General features: G+C 60.9%; 18 protein-coding genes. 4 read left to right on the top strand and 14 right to left on the bottom strand.

Going from position 1 to position 20,095, the window contains the following annotated elements; translation table 11 throughout:
- Nucleotides 1-36 precede the first annotated feature (36 nt).
- From ROSERS_RS04850 to ROSERS_RS04800, 13 genes are all read right to left on the bottom strand, one after another.
- Nucleotides 37-1,797, bottom strand: a complete 1,761-nt coding sequence (locus ROSERS_RS04850; RefSeq protein ID WP_011955699.1) for a peptide ABC transporter substrate-binding protein — start codon at nucleotides 1,795-1,797, stop codon at nucleotides 37-39.
- Nucleotides 1,790-2,149 carry a helix-turn-helix domain-containing protein gene (locus ROSERS_RS04845; protein ID WP_011955698.1) on the bottom strand — a complete coding sequence of 120 codons (360 nt, stop codon included), beginning with the start codon at nucleotides 2,147-2,149 and terminating at the stop codon, nucleotides 1,790-1,792. Before ROSERS_RS04845 ends, ROSERS_RS04850 begins: the two co-directional genes overlap by 8 nt.
- A 100-nt stretch (nucleotides 2,150-2,249) precedes the next feature.
- Nucleotides 2,250-4,526 (bottom strand): PPC domain-containing protein, encoded by a 2,277-nt coding sequence (locus tag ROSERS_RS23955; protein ID WP_011955697.1) that lies wholly within the window; start codon nucleotides 4,524-4,526, stop codon nucleotides 2,250-2,252.
- A 131-nt stretch (nucleotides 4,527-4,657) separates the two neighbouring features.
- Complete coding sequence (locus ROSERS_RS04835) at nucleotides 4,658-6,343, bottom strand: cbb3-type cytochrome c oxidase subunit I (protein WP_011955696.1); 1,686 nt, start codon at nucleotides 6,341-6,343, stop codon at nucleotides 4,658-4,660.
- Between the two features lie 56 nt (nucleotides 6,344-6,399).
- The gene (locus ROSERS_RS04830; RefSeq protein WP_011955695.1) at nucleotides 6,400-6,906 is read right to left on the bottom strand and encodes a cytochrome c oxidase subunit II; all 507 of its coding nucleotides are present in this window, start codon (nucleotides 6,904-6,906) and stop codon (nucleotides 6,400-6,402) included.
- Nucleotides 6,903-7,073 (bottom strand): hypothetical protein, encoded by a 171-nt coding sequence (locus tag ROSERS_RS26400; RefSeq protein ID WP_011955694.1) that lies wholly within the window; start codon nucleotides 7,071-7,073, stop codon nucleotides 6,903-6,905. The genes ROSERS_RS04830 and ROSERS_RS26400 overlap by 4 nt, the downstream gene beginning before the upstream one ends.
- A 62-nt stretch (nucleotides 7,074-7,135) precedes the next feature.
- Nucleotides 7,136-7,882, bottom strand: a complete 747-nt coding sequence (locus ROSERS_RS04825) for an SCO family protein (RefSeq protein ID WP_011955693.1) — start codon at nucleotides 7,880-7,882, stop codon at nucleotides 7,136-7,138.
- Between the two features lie 357 nt (nucleotides 7,883-8,239).
- Nucleotides 8,240-8,470: a type II toxin-antitoxin system Phd/YefM family antitoxin gene (locus tag ROSERS_RS24745; RefSeq protein WP_083763260.1), complete on the bottom strand. Its 231-nt coding sequence runs from the start codon at nucleotides 8,468-8,470 to the stop codon at nucleotides 8,240-8,242.
- Nucleotides 8,467-8,865, bottom strand: coding sequence for a type II toxin-antitoxin system VapC family toxin (locus tag ROSERS_RS04820; protein ID WP_011955692.1), 399 nt, complete (start codon nucleotides 8,863-8,865; stop codon nucleotides 8,467-8,469). The genes ROSERS_RS24745 and ROSERS_RS04820 overlap by 4 nt, the downstream gene beginning before the upstream one ends.
- A gap of 200 nt (nucleotides 8,866-9,065) precedes the next feature.
- Nucleotides 9,066-9,383, bottom strand: coding sequence for a metal-sulfur cluster assembly factor (locus ROSERS_RS04815; protein ID WP_011955691.1), 318 nt, complete (start codon nucleotides 9,381-9,383; stop codon nucleotides 9,066-9,068).
- Between the two features lie 97 nt (nucleotides 9,384-9,480).
- Nucleotides 9,481-10,671 (bottom strand): ArsA family ATPase, encoded by a 1,191-nt coding sequence (locus tag ROSERS_RS04810; protein WP_011955690.1) that lies wholly within the window; start codon nucleotides 10,669-10,671, stop codon nucleotides 9,481-9,483.
- A 151-nt stretch (nucleotides 10,672-10,822) separates the two neighbouring features.
- Nucleotides 10,823-13,210 carry a S8 family serine peptidase gene (locus ROSERS_RS04805; RefSeq protein WP_011955689.1) on the bottom strand — a complete coding sequence of 796 codons (2,388 nt, stop codon included), beginning with the start codon at nucleotides 13,208-13,210 and terminating at the stop codon, nucleotides 10,823-10,825.
- Entirely contained in the window at nucleotides 13,210-14,892 is a 1,683-nt protein-coding gene (locus tag ROSERS_RS04800) for an FAD-dependent thymidylate synthase (RefSeq protein WP_049767470.1), read from the bottom strand. The genes ROSERS_RS04805 and ROSERS_RS04800 overlap by 1 nt, the downstream gene beginning before the upstream one ends.
- A gap of 604 nt (nucleotides 14,893-15,496) precedes the next feature.
- On the opposite strand from ROSERS_RS04800, the gene ROSERS_RS04795 reads away from it, so the two are divergent.
- Nucleotides 15,497-16,459, top strand: coding sequence for an IS110 family transposase (locus tag ROSERS_RS04795; RefSeq protein ID WP_011955687.1), 963 nt, complete (start codon nucleotides 15,497-15,499; stop codon nucleotides 16,457-16,459).
- 683 nt (nucleotides 16,460-17,142) lie between these two features.
- Here the strand turns inward: ROSERS_RS04795 and ROSERS_RS04790 are convergent.
- A complete protein-coding gene (locus ROSERS_RS04790; RefSeq protein WP_011955686.1) occupies nucleotides 17,143-18,336 on the bottom strand; it encodes an aminotransferase-like domain-containing protein in 1,194 nt (397 codons plus the stop codon).
- A gap of 329 nt (nucleotides 18,337-18,665) precedes the next feature.
- On the opposite strand from ROSERS_RS04790, the gene ROSERS_RS04785 reads away from it, so the two are divergent.
- The 3 genes from ROSERS_RS04785 (at nucleotide 18,666) to ROSERS_RS04775 (ending at nucleotide 20,063) form a co-directional block, all read left to right on the top strand.
- A complete protein-coding gene (locus ROSERS_RS04785; RefSeq protein WP_011955685.1) occupies nucleotides 18,666-19,226 on the top strand; it encodes a hypothetical protein in 561 nt (186 codons plus the stop codon).
- Between the two features lie 85 nt (nucleotides 19,227-19,311).
- Complete coding sequence (locus ROSERS_RS04780; RefSeq protein ID WP_011955684.1) at nucleotides 19,312-19,572, top strand: DUF5132 domain-containing protein; 261 nt, start codon at nucleotides 19,312-19,314, stop codon at nucleotides 19,570-19,572.
- 14 nt (nucleotides 19,573-19,586) lie between these two features.
- The gene (locus tag ROSERS_RS04775) at nucleotides 19,587-20,063 is read left to right on the top strand and encodes a hypothetical protein (RefSeq protein ID WP_011955683.1); all 477 of its coding nucleotides are present in this window, start codon (nucleotides 19,587-19,589) and stop codon (nucleotides 20,061-20,063) included.
- Nucleotides 20,064-20,095 lie beyond the last annotated feature (32 nt).

The raw sequence follows: 20,095 nt of genomic DNA, 5'->3' as shown, positions 1-20,095 counted from the left end.
CGAACGTTCACACCACCCCGTCTCCACGCATTCCGTTCAACCTTCCACCTCGACATACCAGCGCTCGATATTCCACATATAGTTGGGCGTCATCAGGGTGACCGGTCCGTCCGGCGTTTTTACCCGCGGATTGCACACTACCGCTATTCGATCCGCCCAGAGAAACAGATATGGGCGTAGAAGCGCCACCCGTTCCTGGGCACGCTGGATCGCCTGCGCCCGTTCGCTCAGATCGTATAACTGCCGTGCCGCACCCGCCTGATTATCGTAGATCGGATCGCTGAACCCGACAAAGTTGAGCGTCGGACGTGTATCCGCCAGCCCCTGGTTGATCTGACTCGAATGAAAGAGCGCAAAATCGTCCGGGTCGTAGAAAGCGTAGTCGGCGAAATCCGGATCGGCGACGCCATTGACCCAACTGCCGATCAGCAGATCGAAGTCGTAGGGCGGCGCATATTTCGAGCGAATGACGGTGGCAAAATCGGCAGGCTGCACCACAATATCCATCCCGATCTGTTCGGCAGCGCTGGCAATCAACTCGGCGGCGCGCACCCGACGCGGATCGTCGGCGCGCACGAAGAGTTGCACCGTCAGCGGCACGCCGTCGCGCTGGCGAATGGCGCCTTCCGGCGGCAGACGCCATCCGGCTTCGTCCAGCAGCGCCCGCGCGCGATCCAGATCGACCGTTCCGGCTGGCGGCGGCGTCAGATCTGCCCAGGAACCCGGCGCGGCGCTGCTGCCGATGAGCATCCCCTGCCCATCGGTCACCTCCTGCACAATGCGCGGCAGATCGATCGTCGCTGCCAGCGCCTCGCGCAGCCTCGGATCGCTGAAGATTCGGTCGGAACGCAGGTTGAAGGCGAGAAAATAATACCCGTTCTCAGCATATGCGCCCCATTGCAGCATCGGCGATGTTTCGGTTATGACGCTGCCGACGCTCCAGGGAAGTTCAGCCAGCAGCAAACGTTCATCCTGTAACGCCGACGCTGCCACCTGTGCATCGGGCGCAATGACGAACACCACCCGATCAAGGAGCGGCGCACCCCGGTAGAATGCCTGATTCGCCGCCAGTGTGATTGCCACGCCCGGCTCGCGCTGCTCAAAACGGAAGGGACCGCTGCCAAACGGCACATCCCAGGCGTTGAATTCTGCCAGGTTTCTGCCGATCAGCAGGTGACGCGGCAGCACCGGCGTTGTAAGCAGGCTGAAGATGGGTGCGTAGCGTTCATCGAGGCGGATGACAATCGTATCGCTCTCCGGCGCCGTCACTTCGACAATTCGCCGCAACCCGGCGAGCAACGCTGTAGACGGCGGCAGTGCGCGCAATGCATCGAGCGTAAAGACAACATCATCAACCGTGACCGGACGCCCATCGTGCCAGACGGCATCGCTGCGCAGGGTGAACGTGATGACCCGTCCATCGGCTGAGGCTACCCAACCCGTCGCCAGGTCCGGTTGCGGCGCCAGGGTTGCGTCCAGGCGCATCAGACCACTGTAGATCAACCCGATGATCTGCTCTTCGCCGCGTGTGCGCGGATGCCAGGGTTGCAATGTGCCACTATCGTCGGACAGACGGATGGTGAGATTTCCGCCACGCGGCAGCGCGGTAGGAGTCGGGGGCGCTGATGTGGGCGCAGAAGTAGGCGAGGCTTCACCGGTCGCAACCGGCTGGTCTGGCGCGCCGCAAGCTGCAAGCAGCACAAGTATCGTCGCAGCGACCCAGACGCTGGCGCTGAGCAACTGGAACAACTGTCTGAGAGAACGAGGGGTATGGATTGACGACGATGACTTATTCACGGGGAAGATTCTGCTGATCGCGCAGGAACAACAGGAACGTGCGCGCCATCTGTTGATGTTCAGGAGAAAGGGAATCGTACAGGTTCAGGAATGCCTCGCGGTCGCGGTGCGCTGCCGAAAACTTGTAGCCATCCGCCGCTGCTGCCTCGCTGAGCAGTTCGAAAGCAGTGGTGCGAAAAACCGTCGCCAGCGCTTCGATCTCAGCGATCCGCGCGCTACTCTGCCCGTTTTCGATGCTGCTGATATAACTGCCGCTCACGCCAATGCGACTCCCCAGTTCCGCCTGAGTCAACCGGTCGCGCTGGCGTTTGCGTTTGATCACTTCACCGACACGTTCGTTGAATGACGGCATAGGAGCGCCCGGAACATTGCGTGACAGAAGCAAACCAGAAACAGGGCACGATCACCAGCGTCTCAGCCCTCAACCCACGACGCCGCTCGTGGCAGGCGTGTTAGGGCAACGAACTGCCGTAGCGCCAGATATAGTAGTGCTGCCCGACATTCCCCATCTGCACCCGCCACATTGGTTGCTCATCGGGGGTATAGGTCAGCACGCGACGCTCGAACAACTGCACCAGAACATCACGTTCGACGCCGCCGACCCGCACACGCACCCAGTACGCTTCGCTGATCGGATACCCGACAACCATCACCCAATCCAGGACCCGACCGGCACGGTAGGTACCATTGTCGTACACAACACCTGATGCTGTCAAATACTCCCAGAAAATGCGCGGGATATTATGCCCCGTGGCTGCGACAAAATGGGCAATGCGCGTCTCTGGACGCGCCGGTCCAACCATGGGGCGCACACTTCCGTCCGACAGCAGCGCCTCGGACACCGGCAGACCCGTGCGATCGGCAACCGGTGACGCAAGAGCGGAAAACATTGCATAGGTGGGCGCATTCGCGCCATCAAGATCGCCGACGACCGGAAGCATTGCCGGTTGGTGCGCCATATACTCACCATCACCGATCTGCACCTGCCCCATAACCATCTCCGACACCAGCAAGCCAGCGGTGACGAACGAAGCAGCGCTGCGATCTCCCGCAGGGTTATTGATCTCGAGGCGTCCCTTGTCGAAATAGAGCACCTGCCGCAGTCCAGTACTTGATTGGATGTATGGCTCACTGCGCGCCAGGCGTGGCGCCGGACCCCACACCCACGCGCGTTTCGCGCGCCCGGTTGTCACCGGCAGATCGACCCGTTGCCAGATTCCGATGAACGACGGATCGATCTGGCGCGCAATTGGTTGAGCGCCAGCGAGCGCCACAATCATCTCGCCGCTGGCATCTCCGCCCAGGGCAGGAACCGCTTGTGGCGCTACGCTCGCCTCGATCAGCGGCTCGACCTCCTGCGCCAGAGGAACAACATTACCTGTCGCCTGCGGTGGCGGCGCCGGAAGAATATCCGGCGGGGGTCCGCATGCTGGCTGCTCGACTGGACATGCCTTCAGGGTCAGATCGTAGCGAATGAACATCCCGCCAATATCGCCAACATTCTTGACCTGCGCATAGTAAATGCCATCGGCTGAGGGAGTAAACCGCACCAGCGAGTCGAGGGTTGTACCGCCTTCGATATTATTGTTCGAATCGATCAGCGTGATCGCATCACGCCCAAACAGGAAGAGGAGCGTATCGGCGCCGGGCAGAACGCCATTCGCATCTGGCGGCGCGTATGGTCGCGTGTTGGTGTACAGATAGTACGTATACCCGGCAAGCGCAAAGAACTTCACCCAATCCGCGTCACCATTGGGGCAGAGCAGGCGCCCGCGCTGCGTCTCATTCTGATTGATCTGCCGCGCCAGTTCCGGCAACCCGTCCTGCTCGTAGATATCGTTACAGAGCGATGAAACGAAGGGTGGGAAAGGACCATAACTCTCGCCGCGCACGATGATCGTGTAACTGAGGTTACTGCCGCCGATCCCCAGGGTATCACGCACACGCACATAGAAGAACCCGTTGGTCGGCGCGCGGAACGACTGGATCAGCGGTCGCGTATCGGTGAGCGTTTGCGTGCCGCCGCGAAATGGAAAATCATCGTTCGAATCAACGAGACGCCGGTTCGAGTCGTAGAGTTCGAGCGAGAGATCGAGACCGGCATCCATGTCTGGAATATCGATCGAATAGTACTTGCCGGCGACGGCGCCAAACTTAAACCAGTCCTCATCGCCGATGGCGCAGATACCGTGGCGTTCAGCGCGATCCACCAGGATCAGCGCAGCGCTGTCGAAGTCGTTCCCCGGATCGGACAATTCGGGGCAGGCGGAAGGCGGCGGCGTCCCTGGCGCCGGGGCAACCAGCGTCACCTGAATCACCGCTTCCGCCGTCTGATTTGGCGTCACATCGGTGCGTGTTGCGCGGACGGTCACTGTACGCACGCCGTTGGGCGTATTCGGCGGAATGATGATACGAATAGGAATAACTGCCGACGTCGTCGCCTGGTTGACCGCAATCGGTTGCGCAATCGTCGTACTCGCCTGCCATCCGCCCGGAACCTCCGGGAAGGAAATAACGAACGTTGCTGCGGTCGTATCGTCGTTGCGCAGGCGAAAATCGCTCACGACCAGCACAGTATTGTTTGGCGTCTGATTGGTGACGGTGTACGCGCGCGAGGCGGGATCCCAGCGAAAATCTTGCGGTGCAGCGACAAGTGGCGCAGGGGCAACAATCGTCAACATCAGCAAAAGCGCCGCGAATGACAGTGACCGAAGGTGCAGGCGTGTCACAGCGTTTTCCTTGATACACGAGCGAAGACGCGGCATGGGGAACTACCGCGATTATAGCATACGGAAAACGTGTGTCAAGGAAAAACCTGGGGGACGAACGACGTCGTTCGTCCCCCGACCGCCGTGCGTACTCACCAGGAACGCATGCCCGGAATGAACTGCATCTCCGACACCAGCCTGATCAGGGTCGGCGTGTAGTTGATCACGATCAGTGCGAAGGCGATTGCCAGCCAGGGCTTGAAGTTATCCAGCACCCGCGGACCATCCTCCGGACCAGAAACTGCCCGCGCGAACGGAACCATAGGAACTGTATCTTTCTTCCCGGCGGTAATCGTCAGGATCATGTTGAGATAATACAGAAGGGCGCTGACGAACATGATGATCGCGCCAACTGCAATCACCGGCAAGAGCGGTTCCCATTCAGGCTGAATCTGCCGCATCGCGCCAATCGCCGTGCGTCGCGGCATGCTCAACAGCCCCAGCATATGCATCCAGTGCGAGAAGATCCCCATGCCGACAAACCACGTCCATGCCTGCACCAGCGCCATCGTCGGGCTCCACAGCCGGCGCCCGGTGAGGTGCGGAACCAGCCAGTAGGTAATCCCCATGAAACTGAGCGTCACAGCGGTGCCAACCGTCAAGTGGAAGTGTCCCGAAATCCACGAGGTGTTATGCACCACCAGGTTGATGTTGTACGACGCATTGATCAGCCCGCCTGCGCCGCCGAAGGCGAACAGGATCATCGCCAGCACCTGCGTCGTAAAACTCGGCTCGCGCCACGGCAGATTGAAGACCCACACCAGCCACCCCTTGCCGCCGCGCGCCCGCCCGCCGTTCTCAAGCGACGCCACAACGTTGAAGAAGGTCAACAGGCTGGGGAAAAAGACGCCAAAGGTAAAGATTGCGTGCACCAGTTTCCAGATCTCGCTGATGCCCGGATCGGTGTACTGGTGATGCATCCCGATCGGCGTCGAAAGGATCAGGAACAGAATGAACGACACCCGCGCCATCGGATCGCTGAACAACCTGCCGCCTGCCTGCTGCGGCACGAAGTTGTACCACGAAATGTACGCTGGCAGCAGCCAGAAGTACACGATCGGATGACCGGTGAACCAGAAGAGGGTGCGCGCCAGCACCGGGTCAGTTCCCGGCACCAGCCCCAGCGACCAGGGGATCAACAGGAAAAGCATCTCGGCAGCGACGCCGAAGGTGCAGATCACCCACATGGTCATCGTAACAATCGCCATGAACGCCGGCAGCGGAATGCGCGCCGCAGGATTGGCGGCACGCCACTGCCGGAGCATCATCACCTGGTTGATCAACAATAACCAGGTGCCGACAACCACCAGCGTCAGACCGATGTAGAACAGCGGATCCGCCTTGAGCGGCGGGTAGAACGTGAACAGAACCGTCGCATTGTTGAGCAACAACGGCAACGCCGCAATCAGCAAGCCAGCGGTCATCACGCCGAACGTCGTCCACCCCAGCGCACGACTCGCCAGCGGAATGCCGAGTGATCGCGATGTGACAAATGTCAGCCAGCCGATGATGAAAAAGGTGGTGAACACCAGCACATTGAGCACGCCGTGCAACGCCAGCCCCTGATAGTAACCGCCGCGCAGGAGTGGCGCAATCGGCTTGTACAGATCGATCCCGTTGTACTGCAACGCCTGCATCACGCCGAACAGACCGCCGATCGCCAGTGCGATGAATGCGATCAGCAGGTTCAGACCCGTCAACCGATACTCGGTGGCAAACACGCCGACCCCGGCGCGCTCAGCAGCAATGGAGACACCGGAAACACGCGCTGTAGCCATACTATCTCCCATTCCAGGCTGCCGCGCTGCACGTGCAGCGAACGGCAGACACACAACTAGCGATTCGTCGAAGCCGTCTTTGCCGGGGTCACAATAAGCTTGCCCACCATCAAATGGTGCCCGCCGCCGCAGTATTCGTGGCAGAAGATGTAATACTCTCCAGGCGTGTCGAAGGTGGTCGTCATCCGCGAAATCTGCCCCGGAATGACCATCATATTGATTGGCGTATTCTCAATCTTGTAGCCGTGAATGACATCACGGCTGGTGACGATGAACGTCACCTTCGAACCGGCGGGTATCTCCAGTTCTCCCGGCGTAAAGTTGAACAACTGCGCCGTGACGACGGCTTCGTAGCGTCCCGGCGCCAGTTCGCGCAGACCGGGCTTGTCGAACGGCGGGGTTGTGCTGAGCGCCTTCGGATCGACACGCCCCACATTACCGGGCACCGCAATGCCGACAACAAAGGCGGTGATCACAATCGCCACCAGGAATGCAATCGGCACTGCAACGCTCGGAAGGATCCACGCGACTTCAAACAGGTAGCCCAGATATTTGCGGTTCATGATCCCCTCACTCCGCCGTTTGCCAGCAACTGCAAATACACCTGGATCCACAGCCCCGCAAGGATCGCCAGGTACGTCAGCGTGATCAGCAACGCACCCCGCGGCAGTTCGTGGTTTTCGTGCTCTTCCGCTTCCTCGCGTTGCTCCGTTACCGGTTGTTCAGTCATACTGTGTTTCCCTTCTAGTGAATGGAGCGTCGCTTGATGCCTCTTTCACGTTCAACACGTCCCTACCTGGGATAACAGACGAACAGGTGCGCCATCTCGTAGATCGGCCGCGCCGCTTGGCTGCTGTTCGCCTCCTGCTCGACCAGCCCAATATCCCGCATCACAATCGCAGGATCGAGACGGGCGCCATTGTATTCGGCACGCAACAGACCGGTTCCATCAACCAGCACGGCGCGCTGATCGAGCTCAACATCACTGCCCTCGATCCGGTAATAGACGCCATACCCGCCACCGATCAGTTGCTTGAGTTCGCGGTCTGAGCCGGTCAGGAAGGTCCACTCTGGCGTTTCGACACCCAGACGCACGGCATAGGCGCGCAACACCGGCGGAGTATCGCTTTGTGCATCCACCGTGATCGTCACCAGACGCACCTGTGTTCCCAGGCGACCATCGGCACGCAGGGTATCGTAGATTGCGCGCATGCTGCGCTCCATTGCGGCACATCGTTCCCCGCAGCGCGTATGGGCGAAATTGATGATCAGCACACGACCGCGCAGATCAGTATCACTCACCCAGCGACCATCCTGATCGGTGAGCATAAAAGCGGGGGCGGGTTCGATGCGGGGCAACACCTGAACCGGACGGGCGATGACGAACCAGAGGACCAGGACGACCAGCGCCGCAAAGAACGCCGCCACACCATACAACACCCATTTGATCCACGCTGCGGATGTTCGGCGAGGAACAGCAACAGGGTGAACGCTCCCCTGCAGGGATGCGGCGCCGGTTCGTGGCGAAGGAGCATGCATGGTGCGCCTCGACAAACGTGAAGAGAGCGACCGACATTCTTCGTGCATCGTGGCACAAAGTTCGTGCAGAGTATAGTGCGGCAACACGTTCTGCGGAGTTATAAACCCGCAACATCTGGTTATGGGGCGTTTACTTCCGGGCGATGCCTCTCTGCAAGCATCTCCGCATGACCGGGCAAGACGCGGGACAGTGAGGCGCCAGGGGGAGAGAATGACCGCTCAGGGGTAGCGTTCCTGGAAGAGATAAGCGGTTTTGTGCGTTCCCGTGCGCCTGTGCCCCGCATCCCCTCAGAGTTTGGGCGTCAGGACCCCAAAACGAGCGAAGGAACGCAGGGGCTGCAGCCCATTGAGACGCGCTTACTCGTCGTTCCGGCGGCTTTCCTGAATGCTTTCGAGAAGCTCTTTTCGGGTCAATGGACGGCTTAACTGGACACCAGGAATATCAAGTGGTGATGTTTTTTGAGCCTCAGGCATCAACACAAAACTCTGTCCATCACGACGCTGAATGCGTACCGCTCCATCACGACGGGCCTGCTCAAGAAGAGCAGCGAAGTTTTGACGAGCTTCAGAAAAAGTATAGCTCTTCACGGTGTCACCTCCACAAGGTTGATCTGGGCGGCGCGGGCAGCAGTTTGCAATCCGCCATCAAGGCTAATGAGCGGGCAGGACTGCTGGCGAGCGCAGACAATGAAATACGCATCATATGCGTAAATCTGGAGTTGCTCAACGACACGAACCGTATCATCAAGCGGAATATCAAGAAAACGGATCGGTATCTTGTGATACTCCAGCAGCGCCTGGAGCGCTTCAGACAGGGTAATGCGCTTCCGCTTGAGCATAGCGGAGAGCGCATTGCCGATTTCCCAGTGGAGCGAAAGAGGCGCAACCAGCTCCGCGCCAGCTGTGAGACGGACAAGCTCAGTTTTGGTTGGCTCATTGAGCACAACCGCAAGGATGACTGAGGTATCAACGACCACGAGCATACCAGCCTCTATACTCGTACAATTGTACAAATAGTATAGCATAGGAAATGACAAGGGTCAAGGAGAAGCCTGACCGATGCTGATCGCAGCGCCGCTCCACAAAAACAACTGCGGCACAGGATGCCACCTGTGCCGCAATCCGGTAGAACCTCTCCGGTTCCGAACATAGAAGAGGAAGCGCTTGCTCGCTGAAAGCGCCGTTAGAAGAACCCTAACTCCTCACGCGCCTCTTCGCTCATCATCGAAGGATTCCAGAACGGCGTCCACACCAGGTTGATCTGCACATCTTCCAGATTGCTGTACACCTCGCGGAGAGTCTCGATCTCGCGTTTCGCCTGCGTCAGAATCTGCGGACCGGCAGGGCAGGCGGGTGTCGTCAGGGTCATATCAACCACCACCCGACGACCGTTCTCCTGAATATCAACGTTGTACACCAGACCGAGATTAACGATATCCATCCCGATTTCCGGGTCGTAGACATTTTTCAGCGCACTGCGCACCAGTTCTTCAGTCAGCATGGAATGGGTCTCCTTTTCATCCGACGCCAGATCCACCTCTGGCGCTATGCAGGCGGATGCCGCTTCGCCAGATCAACAATACCACCGTTGTCTGCAATCAACCGGCGGATGCCGCCGTCGGCTCAATCGTTTCCGGTGCGCCGAAGCGCACTTCGAGCACTCCCTCGCGGAATACGGCGCGCTTCGCCGGACGCTCCGCAAGGGTCAGCGGCAGGATCATATCGCGCTTGAAATTGCCGATCGTCACGAACAACTCATCGCCGCGTTTGGTGATCGACACCTTGCCGATCTCGACGTGCGGCAACGGCAACCGCATCACATACTCTTCGCCATCGCGAATGATCTCTTGCGTTGTGCCGCGAAAGAACACCTTCGTCGGGTCTTCGTCCTTGAACATGTCACGCCCAACCTGCGAGAGATCGCCGATTCCCCGGATATCGTGCGGGTAGTGCGGCGCTTCCCAGATCGGCAGCGGAGCGAACAGATCGTGCACCATCTTGCGGTACGACGATTGCATTTCGTACAGACGCTCCATGAACTCGCCTGCGACGGCGTTGCGCGGCAGCACCCGGTTCAGCACCACACCATCAACCGGATAGCCAAACAGCGCCAGATAGGTTGCTGCGCGCTGCGCCTCCTTAATGACCATACGTTCCGGATTGACAACCAGGCGGTACGAACTGACATCGGGGTCGGTCAGGGTCTGACGCAGGGCTTCAACGCCTTTGGTCAGGCGATCAAGCGTCTCAAACGCATTGGTTGCCGGGATCAGGGCGCGCACCAGCGGCTTGGCGACGCTCTTGGTGCCGGGATCCCAGTCCATCACCCGCGCTGCATACCATTGAAACGTCTCCGGCATCGTCAACAGACGAATGGTTTCGCCTGTTGGCGCGGCATCGACGATGACGACATCGAAGTTGCCCTCGCGCGCCTGACGACGGATGTGGAGCAGGCTGACGACTTCTTCCATGCCGGGAATGATCGCCAGTTCTTCCGACGCCACATCACTGACTCCGCGCCGTTTGAGCAACCCCGCCAGATAGTTGCGCAACTCGCCCCAGTGCTGACGCACCTCCTCCAGCACATTGATCTCCTGCCCCCAGAGTCGATCGGTCAGTTGGGTCGGTTGCGCTCCCAGTGGATGATCGAGCGCATCAGCCAGACTGTGCGCGACGTCGGTGCTGACAACCAGCGTCCGGTAGCCAAGTTCGGCGGATCGAACCGCAGTCGCCGCCGAGGTGGTCGTCTTGCCGACGCCACCTTTGCCAAGGTAAAGTATCAGGCGCATGGCACCTCGTGTGCGCGATGGAACTGGAGCGGCGGCGCGCGCCCGCGCGTCCAGGGTTTTGCGTCTGCCGCTCTGGAGATACCGACGACAGCCGCCTCTTCCTCTCCTAACTAGTACGCTGCATAAATTGTAAAGGTTGCGCGCCCTATCGTCAACTCTCGCCCCCCTGGGCAGCGCGCACGGCTCGATAGGCGTCAACGATCCCTGCGCCGTACCGACTCGCTAACGCTGCTGACATGTCAACGCCAGCACATTGCACCGTTGATGGGCTTTCGGACGGCGCAGGTTGCGCTGTGGCGCGCAGGATTGCTTCGGTGCGCTCCACGTCGCCGATCAATGCCGGGTTCGCCGACCACATCAGTGCAACAACGCCGGTCACATGCGGGGCGGCAATCGAGGTGCCGCTGCTGATCATATAGCCGTTCCCCGGCGCCGCAGCGAGCACCTCGTCCCCCGGCGCCGCGATATCCGGCTTGATGCGTCCGCTTCCGTCCACCGTCACCGGACCGATGCTGCTAAAGCGCGCAAGGAAGCCGTCGCTCGCCACGGCGCCAACGGTAAAGACGGCGTCGTAGAGAGCGAGGGGGGCGTTCAGGCTGCCGCATGCCGGTCCGTCGTTGCCAGCGGCGGCGATGGTCATCATCCCTGCGGCGCGTAATGCCTCCGCAGCCGGCAGCAGGGTGTTCGGGTCGCACCCTTCCAGGTCCTGCGGGCATCCCCATGAGTTGTTGGTCACATCGGCGCCGCGCGCCGGATCGCCGTCGCGCAGGGGATCGCCGCCCGGCGGGAAGGGCGCCAGCATGAATTGCATGCAGTCCAGGTAGCGCGCAGAATTCCCCACATTGCGCGCCAGGTTGACGCATGCGATCCAGCTGGCGTCGGGGGCGACTCCCACCCGGTTACCGACAGCTGCGCTAAGGGTGAAGGTGCCGTGCCCGCCGTAATCCACCGGTTCTGGCGATCCGCCCCACGGATCGTACCAGTTGTATTCGTGAACAACAGCGCCATCGGATTGCACGCCGCGGTAACTGTCGCGCAGTTCGGGATGATCCCACTGAACGCCACTGTCCATCAAGCCGATAACAACCCCGGCGCCGCGAACGTTCAACTCCTGCCAGACACGATCAGCGTTGATCATGGTCAGGTTCCACGGCGTCTCGTCGGGTGGGGGCATGGCGCCGCGTTGCGCCTCCAGCGGCTCAGGGAGCGGACGCAGCACCGGGTTGGGCACAACCCGATCCACCTCCGGTCGAGTCGCCAGCCAGAGACGAAGCAGCACGCCCCCCTCGACCTCCAGCGCATTCATCAGGTAGTAGGGTTGATGCCAGATTCCAAGACGGCTCAGATCGGCGCGCAACCCGGACTGGGTTGCATCGGCGTGACGCACCAGAGTCTCGTACACGGCGCGACGGCGCTGCTGGTAATCGGCGATGGACGCAACCGATGAAAGATCTGCCTGATCCTTCAGAATGACGAACAGTCGATCGCCATAGAAGCCGGGCTGCCCGATGCTGCCGTACACAATCGCGCCGGTCAGCCAGAGCATCAACGCCCCTGCGCCGACTACTCGTGGCGCGCGATCCGCAAATCGTCGCAGTACCGGCACGACGCCCGATACAACAAGCGCCAGCAGAACGCTCACGCCGACCGATCCCAATGCCCAGGCGATCCCTTCGCGTCCCTGCGCCAGCAACTCGATGTGCAGCGTATCGGGGTCGGCAAACAGGAGCGGCGGGGCGATAACGAGCGCAACGAACAGCGCACACGCCCGTGCATCAGGGGCGCGCCCGCTTCCAATCCCCGCGATTGCGCCTGCCAGCCATCCCAGAGCCGGCAACAACGGCAGCAGGATCAACGATTGCCCGGCAATACCAATATTCCATCCCAGGATGAGCAAAAGCACGCCGGTGACCGCACCGCCTGCCAGAAGCCCTGGACCGTCCGGATCATCGGGGAGTGGTCGCAGATAGACCCGCGTGATCAGAAGCGCTGCAGCACTGCCCCACAGGACAGCAGCAGCCAGACCAAGCACGATATCGAGCAGCGATCCAAGCGCTCCCCACGCCAGCCAGGGTAGCGCCAGCAACGCCGCAGCGCCAGCGGCAAGGGGTATGGCACGCCCGCCTGCCGGGACGCTTGCCGGAAAACGCCAGCGCACCATGATCCAGAGCGCACCCAGGTAGATGCTGAGCAGCGCCACACGCGCCACGGCTGCAATCTGTGCTTCCGCCGAGGGGAACGTGGCTGCCGGAACCATGATCCACGTCAGCGGGAGTGCGAGCAGCCAGGCGTGCAGTGCAGCGCGCATCCGCGGCGCACGGGCAATCGTCAGCCCTCCCCCAAAAAGCAGACCAAAGATCAGCGAGGAAATGAGAACGGCGATGAGACCGGCATGACGCGCACCTGCAACCGGCGCGACGATCTGAACCAGCGCCACCACGCCACATATCGACATGACCAGTCCAACCACCGCTGCCAGCAGACAACCGGCGCCACCCCGGTTTGCCGGGGTGTGCGAAGAGGGAAGCACGTTCGACATTATTCGTTTACCTGCTGTTCTTTGCTCAGTTTGCGTCGTTTTTCGTCCAGGCGACGTTCGGCATCGAGTCGTTCAAGAGCGTAATCGTTCATATCAACAAAGCGCATTCCCTCCGCCAGCAACGGATGCACGGCGGCAATCTGGCGATACATCTCCTGGGCAATGCGCCGGTAGCCGGGATGCCCCTGTGGTGCGCTCCGCAATTCGCACAGATGATACGCTTCGCGCAGATTGAGGGTCACACGCCAGCGCACCCGATATGCGAACGGGACCGCATACTGCGCCTCCTCCGGCAGGTCGGCGGCGATGGCGGAGACAACCTCGCCCGCCTGATCCAGGGCAGCGCGAAACGGCGCACCCAGTCCGTACTCGTCGATCTCCGGCGGAACCACATACCCATGCTGCACGCCGAACCGCTGCCGCTCCTGGGTAAGCATCCGGTGACGCTGAAGATCGCGGTACGCCCCGATGTCCGCCAGCAGGTCAAACGTGTAGCGCGCCTCCTCGAATGCCCGCCCCGGTCGGTGAAAGCGACTGGCGCGCCTGCCCGCATAAGCGCGGATCAGGCGCATCCGTTCATCGGCGGTCATTGCCTCTGCCAGCGCACGCGCGTCTGCCAGAGATGAGTCAAGGTGCGGGTAGAGAATTGCGGCAACAACCCGCACATCAGCGTCGAGATCGAATGCCACGAGCGTCACATCGGGTGAAGCCGAAGCAACCTCTGCCAGCCGATGCGCCACCGCTGCCGCAAGCGTTTGCACCTCCTGGCGCGTTTCGCGCAGATACGCCTGGTACGCTCTGCCGCGTTCGCTCTTTGCGCGCTTGACAAACGAAGGGATCTGGTCGTCCAGCGCGCGCTGCAACGCCGTCGCCAGCGCCTGCAATTCCGCCAGCGGCGAGGCATACAGTTTCGTCAGAAGGTACTCAAATGCGCGACCATTGCCAAACAACCCGACATTGGTCAATGTCGCCATTGGCAGCAACCCGCGCAGCAGGTCGAAGGTCCTGGCGCGCGTGGCACTCGCATAGGCGCGTTCAGAGACCCCTGGTTCGCGGGGTGTATGAGCGCGAACGGCGGCAAGCGTCGGCTCGATTAACGCCGAATAGGTATCGAACAGGAAGTCCATCGCTGTTTCGTAAGCACGGGCGTGACGTGACGCCATGATCGCCGCCTCACGCAGATAGCGGTAGCGTCCTTCGACCTTGCGGTTGAAGGCGACGTAACGGGTCGATTTTTCGAGCGGACTGATGCCGATGCGACTGTCTTCGAGCGCCTTGGCTGCGATATTGCTGACCCCTTCACAGGCGACGTGGGCGCCGCCCAACTCTGCCACCGAATCATCGCCATACCCGATCAGGACGCGCTCATAAAACGCCTCTGCCCGATGAACAGCAACGATTTGATGTGCTGCGGCATCGGCGCTGAGCGCCACAATCGCGTGAAAATCGGCTTCCGGCGCCTGAATGAACTCATCGAGCAGAATACGGCGCAGGCTCTTATCGGAACGGCTATAGCGCGAGAAAAGGGCGCCGCGCACGACATCGGGAAGGTTGCGCAAGCCAAACACCGGCGCATCGACGTCGGTCACGAACGGCGCCAGCAGGGCGCGTTCCGCCTCACTGAAGCGGTCGCCCCAGGGATCGCTGATAGTTGGTTCCACTGTTGCTCCTGACGATCTCATTAGTCATACTCAGGGGAGGTGCACCCAGGCGACAGATCCCCTGAGCATATTAACGCAAACGCTGCTGCACTCAGTGCATACTGCCCGGTGATTCCGGCGATTCCTGCCCACGCTCACGGACAGCACTCCTGCGAGAGTGCATGATGAACATATAAACCAGAGTTCGCCCTCTTGCCGTGGGGCTGATGGAGATTGAGCATTAAATCCGCTCTGCCGCACGAGCCGTGGGGCTAATGGAGATTGAGAAATAAATCCGGTATGCGCCTTGTGCCGTCGGGCTCATGAAGATTGAGAAATAAATCCGCTATCCCGCGCTAGCCGTCGGGCTGATGGAGATTGAGCATGTATAGCAGTTCTCACAAAGATTGGTCTTGTCGGGCAGGGTTGCACCCGCCATCGAAAGCGGACGCCGTGTGCGCCATCCCTCCGCGTGCTAGTATAATCTAACGGGACACGGTATACCGTTCTGCGCCAGGTTCACGAGATCGCCGCGGAGTGTTGGGTAGCCGTGTCCTTCAACGCGACCAAGCCGAACAGTTATCTGGGCCCTCAAACCCGCATATGCTAGCAAGGCTGGCGCCGTTTTCCTCAGGAGGTTCTGTGTATGGCTTCCCGTGAGTCGCTCTTTATCGGCATTGATGTCTCCAAACAGACGCTGGATGTGGCGTTTGGCGCCGACCCGCACGCGCCACTCGAGACGATACCGTATACCGACGAAGGTGTCCAGCTCCTGGTCACGCGACTCCAGCGCCTGCAGCCGACCCTGATTGTGCTGGAGGCGACCGGCGGGCTGGAGCGCATGGTGTTCGCCCAACTGCTCCAGGCTGGCTTGCCGACGGCGCGGGTGCAGCCACGCCGCGTGCGCGCCCTGGCGCACGCGGAAGGACGCCAGGCGAAGACCGACCGCCTGGATGCCCGGTTGCTCGCCCGCTTTGCCGAACGGGTGCGCCCGCCGCACCACCAAGCGACGGACGAGCAGCGCGCATCCTTGCGCGACCTGCTGGTCCGGCGGGAGCAGGTGATTCCGATGCGGACGGCTGAGATCAATCGGTTGACGGCTGCCGCGCCGAACCTCCGCCCGGGCATCCAGAAGCATATTGATTGGCTGGATCAGGAGATCCGTGCGCTTGAGCAGGAACGCGACAACGAGGCGGAGCGCACCGACGAGGTGCGCCGGAAACGGGAGCTGCGCGACAGCGTGCCCGGCATCGGCGCGATCACCGCACGGAACCTGCTGCTCCGCCTGCCCGAACTGGGGACCATCAATCGCACGGAAGCGGCGGCCTTTGTGGGCGTTGCGCCGTATGCCAATCAGAGCGGCGCACAGCACAAACCCCGGCATATCTCCGGCGGCAGGAGGGATGTGCGCAGCGTGTTGTACATGGCGACCCTGGCGGCCACGCGGCGCCGTCTGGTCAGGCGCGCCTTCGATCAGCGCCTGTGTCAAGCTGGCAAGCCGCGCAAGGTCGCCATCGTCGCTGCGATGCGCAAGCTGCTGACTATTCTCGGCGCAATATTGCGTCAGCAAAAGCCCTGGGATCCGGCTGTGCATACGAGCGCCCCTTGACAAGCAACACAGTTACTCCGCGTCTCTGTGTGCATCAGACCGGCTCACGCGGAGGCGCGGAGGCGCGGAGAGCGCGCGCAGGTCTTGCAAGGTCTGTCAGACGGGGCTGCACCCGTCGCTGGAAACGAGCGCTTCACGTGCCACCTCGAGGCGGCGCCGTAGGGGGCACGGCATGCCGTGCCCCCACACTCGAGGCGGCGCCGTAGGGGGCACGGCATGCCGTGCCCCCACACCCGTCGCTGGAAGTGGCGTCTCGCGCGACACGGCAGACCCAACCAGGGGTCAATGTATCTGAGAACTGCTATATTCCGCTCTACCGCGTGAGCCGTGGGGCTAATGGAGATTGAGAACTTAATCCGCTCTACCGCGCGAGCCGTGGGGCTGAAGCCCTCGGCTAGCCAGGGCGAAGCCCGCCTGCGCGGGCTATGACGGATTATGTATTCAAAGACCATACGCCCTCGGCTAGCCAGGGCGAAGCCCGCCTGCACGGGCTATGACGGATTATGTATTCAAAGACCATACGCCCTCGGCTAGCCAGGGCGAAGCCCGCCTGCGCGGGCTATGACGGATTATGTATTCAAAGACCATACGCCCTCGGCTAGCCAGGGCGAAGCCCGCCTGCGCGTCACGCGAACTCCAACAGTGACCCTATCGCCTATCGCCTATCGCCCATCGCCCATCGCCTATCCAAGCGTCCGAAACGCCGCTCCGATCCGTGCGATGCCATCCGCGATATGTGCAGGCGGCACGAAACTGAACGACAGGCGGAACGCATTGTCACCCCGACCATCGGCATAAAAATGCGTGCCCGGAACGAACGTCACCCCGTGCTTTTCCGCTTCGGCGAGCAACGCGGTTGCGCTTAGACCCTGCGGCAACCGCGCCCAAACGAAGAATCCTCCTTCAGGCTTCGCCACACGCACATCTGGGGGCCATTCACGCGCAATTGCCGCCAGCATCAGGTCGCGCCGCACACGGTAGGCAGCGCGCAGATCAGCAATATGCCGCTCCAGACGCCCATCGGCGCAGTACCGCTCGACCATACGGGTCAGGAACGGACCGCTCGATCCTTCGAGTTTGAAACTTGCCAGGCGCTGAATAATATCGCGGTTCCCACAAGCCCATCCCATGCGCAGTCCTGGCGCCAGGATTTTCGAGAAAGTGCCGACCTGCACCACCCACCCCTCGTGATCAAGCGCAGAGAGACGCGGCGGCGGCGGATTCTCGAAGTAGAGATCGCCGTAGGCGTCATCTTCGACGACCAGCACGCCATACTCCTTCGCCAGCGCCACCAGTCGGCGGCGACGCTCCAGCGGCATAAGCGTACCGCTCGGATTGTGGAACGTCGGGATCGTATAGATGAACTTCGGGCGCTGCCCTCGCTTCGCCAGATCGCGCAGCGTCGCTTCCAGGGCATCGATATCCAGACCCTCATCATCGACGTTCACTGTTATCAGGCGGGCGCCAGCCAGCGCAAAATGTCGCACTGCGCCCATGAACGTCGGACCTTCGACGATCACTACATCGCCGGGATCGATGAAAACCTGCGGCAGCAGCGCCAGCACCTGACTCGACCCATACGAAATCAGCACATTGTCGGCTTCGGCAGGGGTTCCCTGCGCACGCAGACGATTCACAACAAACTGCACCAGACCGGGATAGGTCGGACCATAATTCAACGCCTCGGCAGCATCCTCCGCCAGAACTTCGGCAGTGGCGGAGAGCAGGTCATCGGTGGGAAACAACTCTGGCGCCGCAAAACCATACGCCAGCGAGATCAGATCACCTTCGTGTTCGGGCCAGATCTGAGCGGGGGCGAGTGTTTTTGCCCGCGTGGCGTACAGGTTGCTCAGCGCGGAGATGGAAACAGCGGACATGGATGGCTCCCTGGTTGTCAGACATGATCCAGAATATGATACCAGAAGACCAATTCAATTGTTGCAACCGCCGTAACTGTTCACACCTGGGGTAACACACGTGCCTGGGAGCGAGGGCGTCCCGCCCTCGTCGCGTCTACGAGGGCAAGATGCCCTCGCGCCCAGGAGACATGTGAACACTTACTGACCGCCCGATACTGCGAAAATGTAACGACCTGTGGTATGATTGCACTGACACGATATCATGTGGTCATCTTAAGACGCGCCATGGAGGCGCACATCGCGTGAGCCTCCGCCGCGCATGATGACGCAAACGGTAGAGGCTTTCAATGGAACTCCTTCCAGCACCCCGCACATTCGCCTACCGTATCGACGACCATGATCGCATTACGTTCTTCAACGAAGATTGGCTCGAATTCGCCCGCGAAAACGATGGCGCGCACCTCACGCCGTCCAACGTCTGGAGTCGCCCGATCTGGAAATTCATCAGCGACCCGGAAACGCGCCACCTCTACCGCCTGATCCTGAGCCGGGTGCGGAGCGGGAAAACAATCACCGTGCATATGCGCTGCGACTCACCAACAGCGCGACGGGTTGTCGAGTTACAGATCGCGCCGCTTCCCGATGGCAGCATCGCCTTCGACAGCCGGATAACCCATGAAGAGGCGCGCGCGTATGTCGCGCTGCTGGATGCCCGGTGCGAGCGCTCACCCGATGTCGTGTCAGTTTGCAGCTGGTGCAAAAAGGTCTATGTGCCGGGTGAGGGGTGGTTCGAGGTCGAGGAAGCGATCGAGCGTCTTCATCTGCCCGATAATGCCCCGCCGCCGCAAGTGGCGAACATGGTGTGTTACGAGTGCTACCGGGGGGTTATTGATCGGTTGTCTGGCTGATGATCCGGCGATACGAATTGTCTGAAACCGCTCTGCGTTTTATAATACCGATGTCCTGGTTATCAGACAATCCGAGGTGTATGGCGTGGCTGATACCCGAAGCCTCATTACCGGCATCGCACTTGGCGTCGGCGCGACTCTTGCGGCACGCAACGCCCTGCCACTGCTGGCGCCGCTTGCCCGGCCCGCAGTCAAACAGAGCGTTAAGGCCGCGTTGATCGGGTACGAGCGCGGACGCGAAATGGCGGCGCTGCTTGTCGAGACCCTCAGCGACATCGTTGCGGAAGTTCAGGTCGAAATGCACGCGCAGAACGCAGCAGGCGCCGATGGGCGCGTCGAATCCTGAGTTGAAGGCATTGTATGCTTCCTGCTGGCTACATTGCGCATCGTATTGGCGACCGTGTGCGTGTGCGCATCCCGGAGCGCAAGGGTGATGCTGCCTACTTCATGCGTGTTGAACGTGATCTGTCAGCGTGTGAACGGGTGATGTATGTCGAAGCCAACCCGCTGACAGCAAGTATTTTGCTGCGTTACCACGGCACAAACGATGACCTGCGGCGCGATGCGATCAATCTAGGGCTGTTCGCCGTCGAGGAGCCGCCGCCGCCAGTCAATCCGGCGCTGACGGCGGCAACCGAGCGGATCGATCAACTGGATCGCTTCCTGCAACGATCATCGAATGGCTCGTTCGACCTGCTCGAAGTGGCGTTCGTCGGGTTGATCGGCGCCAGCATCGTCCAGGTGCTGCGTGGTCAGGCGCTGGGTCCGGCAAGCACGCTTCTGGCGCACGCGCTTGCTATTCTTGCCCTGTATCGCTCGCGCCGCGTCGGACGTTAACCCTTCCATGGATTGGGACGTGTGTGGAAGGG

Source organism: Roseiflexus sp. RS-1 (assembly GCF_000016665.1).
Taxonomy (GTDB): domain Bacteria; phylum Chloroflexota; class Chloroflexia; order Chloroflexales; family Roseiflexaceae; genus Roseiflexus.
Note: the sequence above shows the minus strand (reverse complement) of the source record. Positions and strands in the feature narration are given on the sequence as shown.

What these genes read in the sequence shown, in the direction of transcription:
- ROSERS_RS04845 (WP_011955698.1), bottom strand. Translation starts at nt 2,149, where the DNA reads ATGCCGTCATTCAACGAACGTGTCGGTGAAGTGATCAAACGCAAACGC.
- ROSERS_RS04835 (WP_011955696.1), bottom strand. Translation starts at nt 6,343, where the DNA reads ATGGCTACAGCGCGTGTTTCCGGTGTCTCCATTGCTGCTGAGCGCGCC.
- ROSERS_RS04830 (WP_011955695.1), bottom strand. Translation starts at nt 6,906, where the DNA reads ATGAACCGCAAATATCTGGGCTACCTGTTTGAAGTCGCGTGGATCCTT.
- ROSERS_RS26400 (WP_011955694.1), bottom strand. Translation starts at nt 7,073, where the DNA reads ATGACTGAACAACCGGTAACGGAGCAACGCGAGGAAGCGGAAGAGCAC.
- ROSERS_RS04825 (WP_011955693.1), bottom strand. Translation starts at nt 7,882, where the DNA reads ATGCATGCTCCTTCGCCACGAACCGGCGCCGCATCCCTGCAGGGGAGC.
- ROSERS_RS04820 (WP_011955692.1), bottom strand. Translation starts at nt 8,865, where the DNA reads ATGCTCGTGGTCGTTGATACCTCAGTCATCCTTGCGGTTGTGCTCAAT.
- ROSERS_RS04815 (WP_011955691.1), bottom strand. Translation starts at nt 9,383, where the DNA reads ATGCTGACTGAAGAACTGGTGCGCAGTGCGCTGAAAAATGTCTACGAC.
- ROSERS_RS04810 (WP_011955690.1), bottom strand. Translation starts at nt 10,671, where the DNA reads ATGCGCCTGATACTTTACCTTGGCAAAGGTGGCGTCGGCAAGACGACC.
- ROSERS_RS04805 (WP_011955689.1), bottom strand. Translation starts at nt 13,210, where the DNA reads ATGTCGAACGTGCTTCCCTCTTCGCACACCCCGGCAAACCGGGGTGGC.
- ROSERS_RS04800 (WP_049767470.1), bottom strand. Translation starts at nt 14,892, where the DNA reads ATGAGATCGTCAGGAGCAACAGTGGAACCAACTATCAGCGATCCCTGG.
- ROSERS_RS04795 (WP_011955687.1), top strand. Translation starts at nt 15,497, where the DNA reads ATGGCTTCCCGTGAGTCGCTCTTTATCGGCATTGATGTCTCCAAACAG.
- ROSERS_RS04790 (WP_011955686.1), bottom strand. Translation starts at nt 18,336, where the DNA reads ATGTCCGCTGTTTCCATCTCCGCGCTGAGCAACCTGTACGCCACGCGG.
- ROSERS_RS04785 (WP_011955685.1), top strand. Translation starts at nt 18,666, where the DNA reads ATGGAACTCCTTCCAGCACCCCGCACATTCGCCTACCGTATCGACGAC.
- ROSERS_RS04775 (WP_011955683.1), top strand. Translation starts at nt 19,587, where the DNA reads ATGCTTCCTGCTGGCTACATTGCGCATCGTATTGGCGACCGTGTGCGT.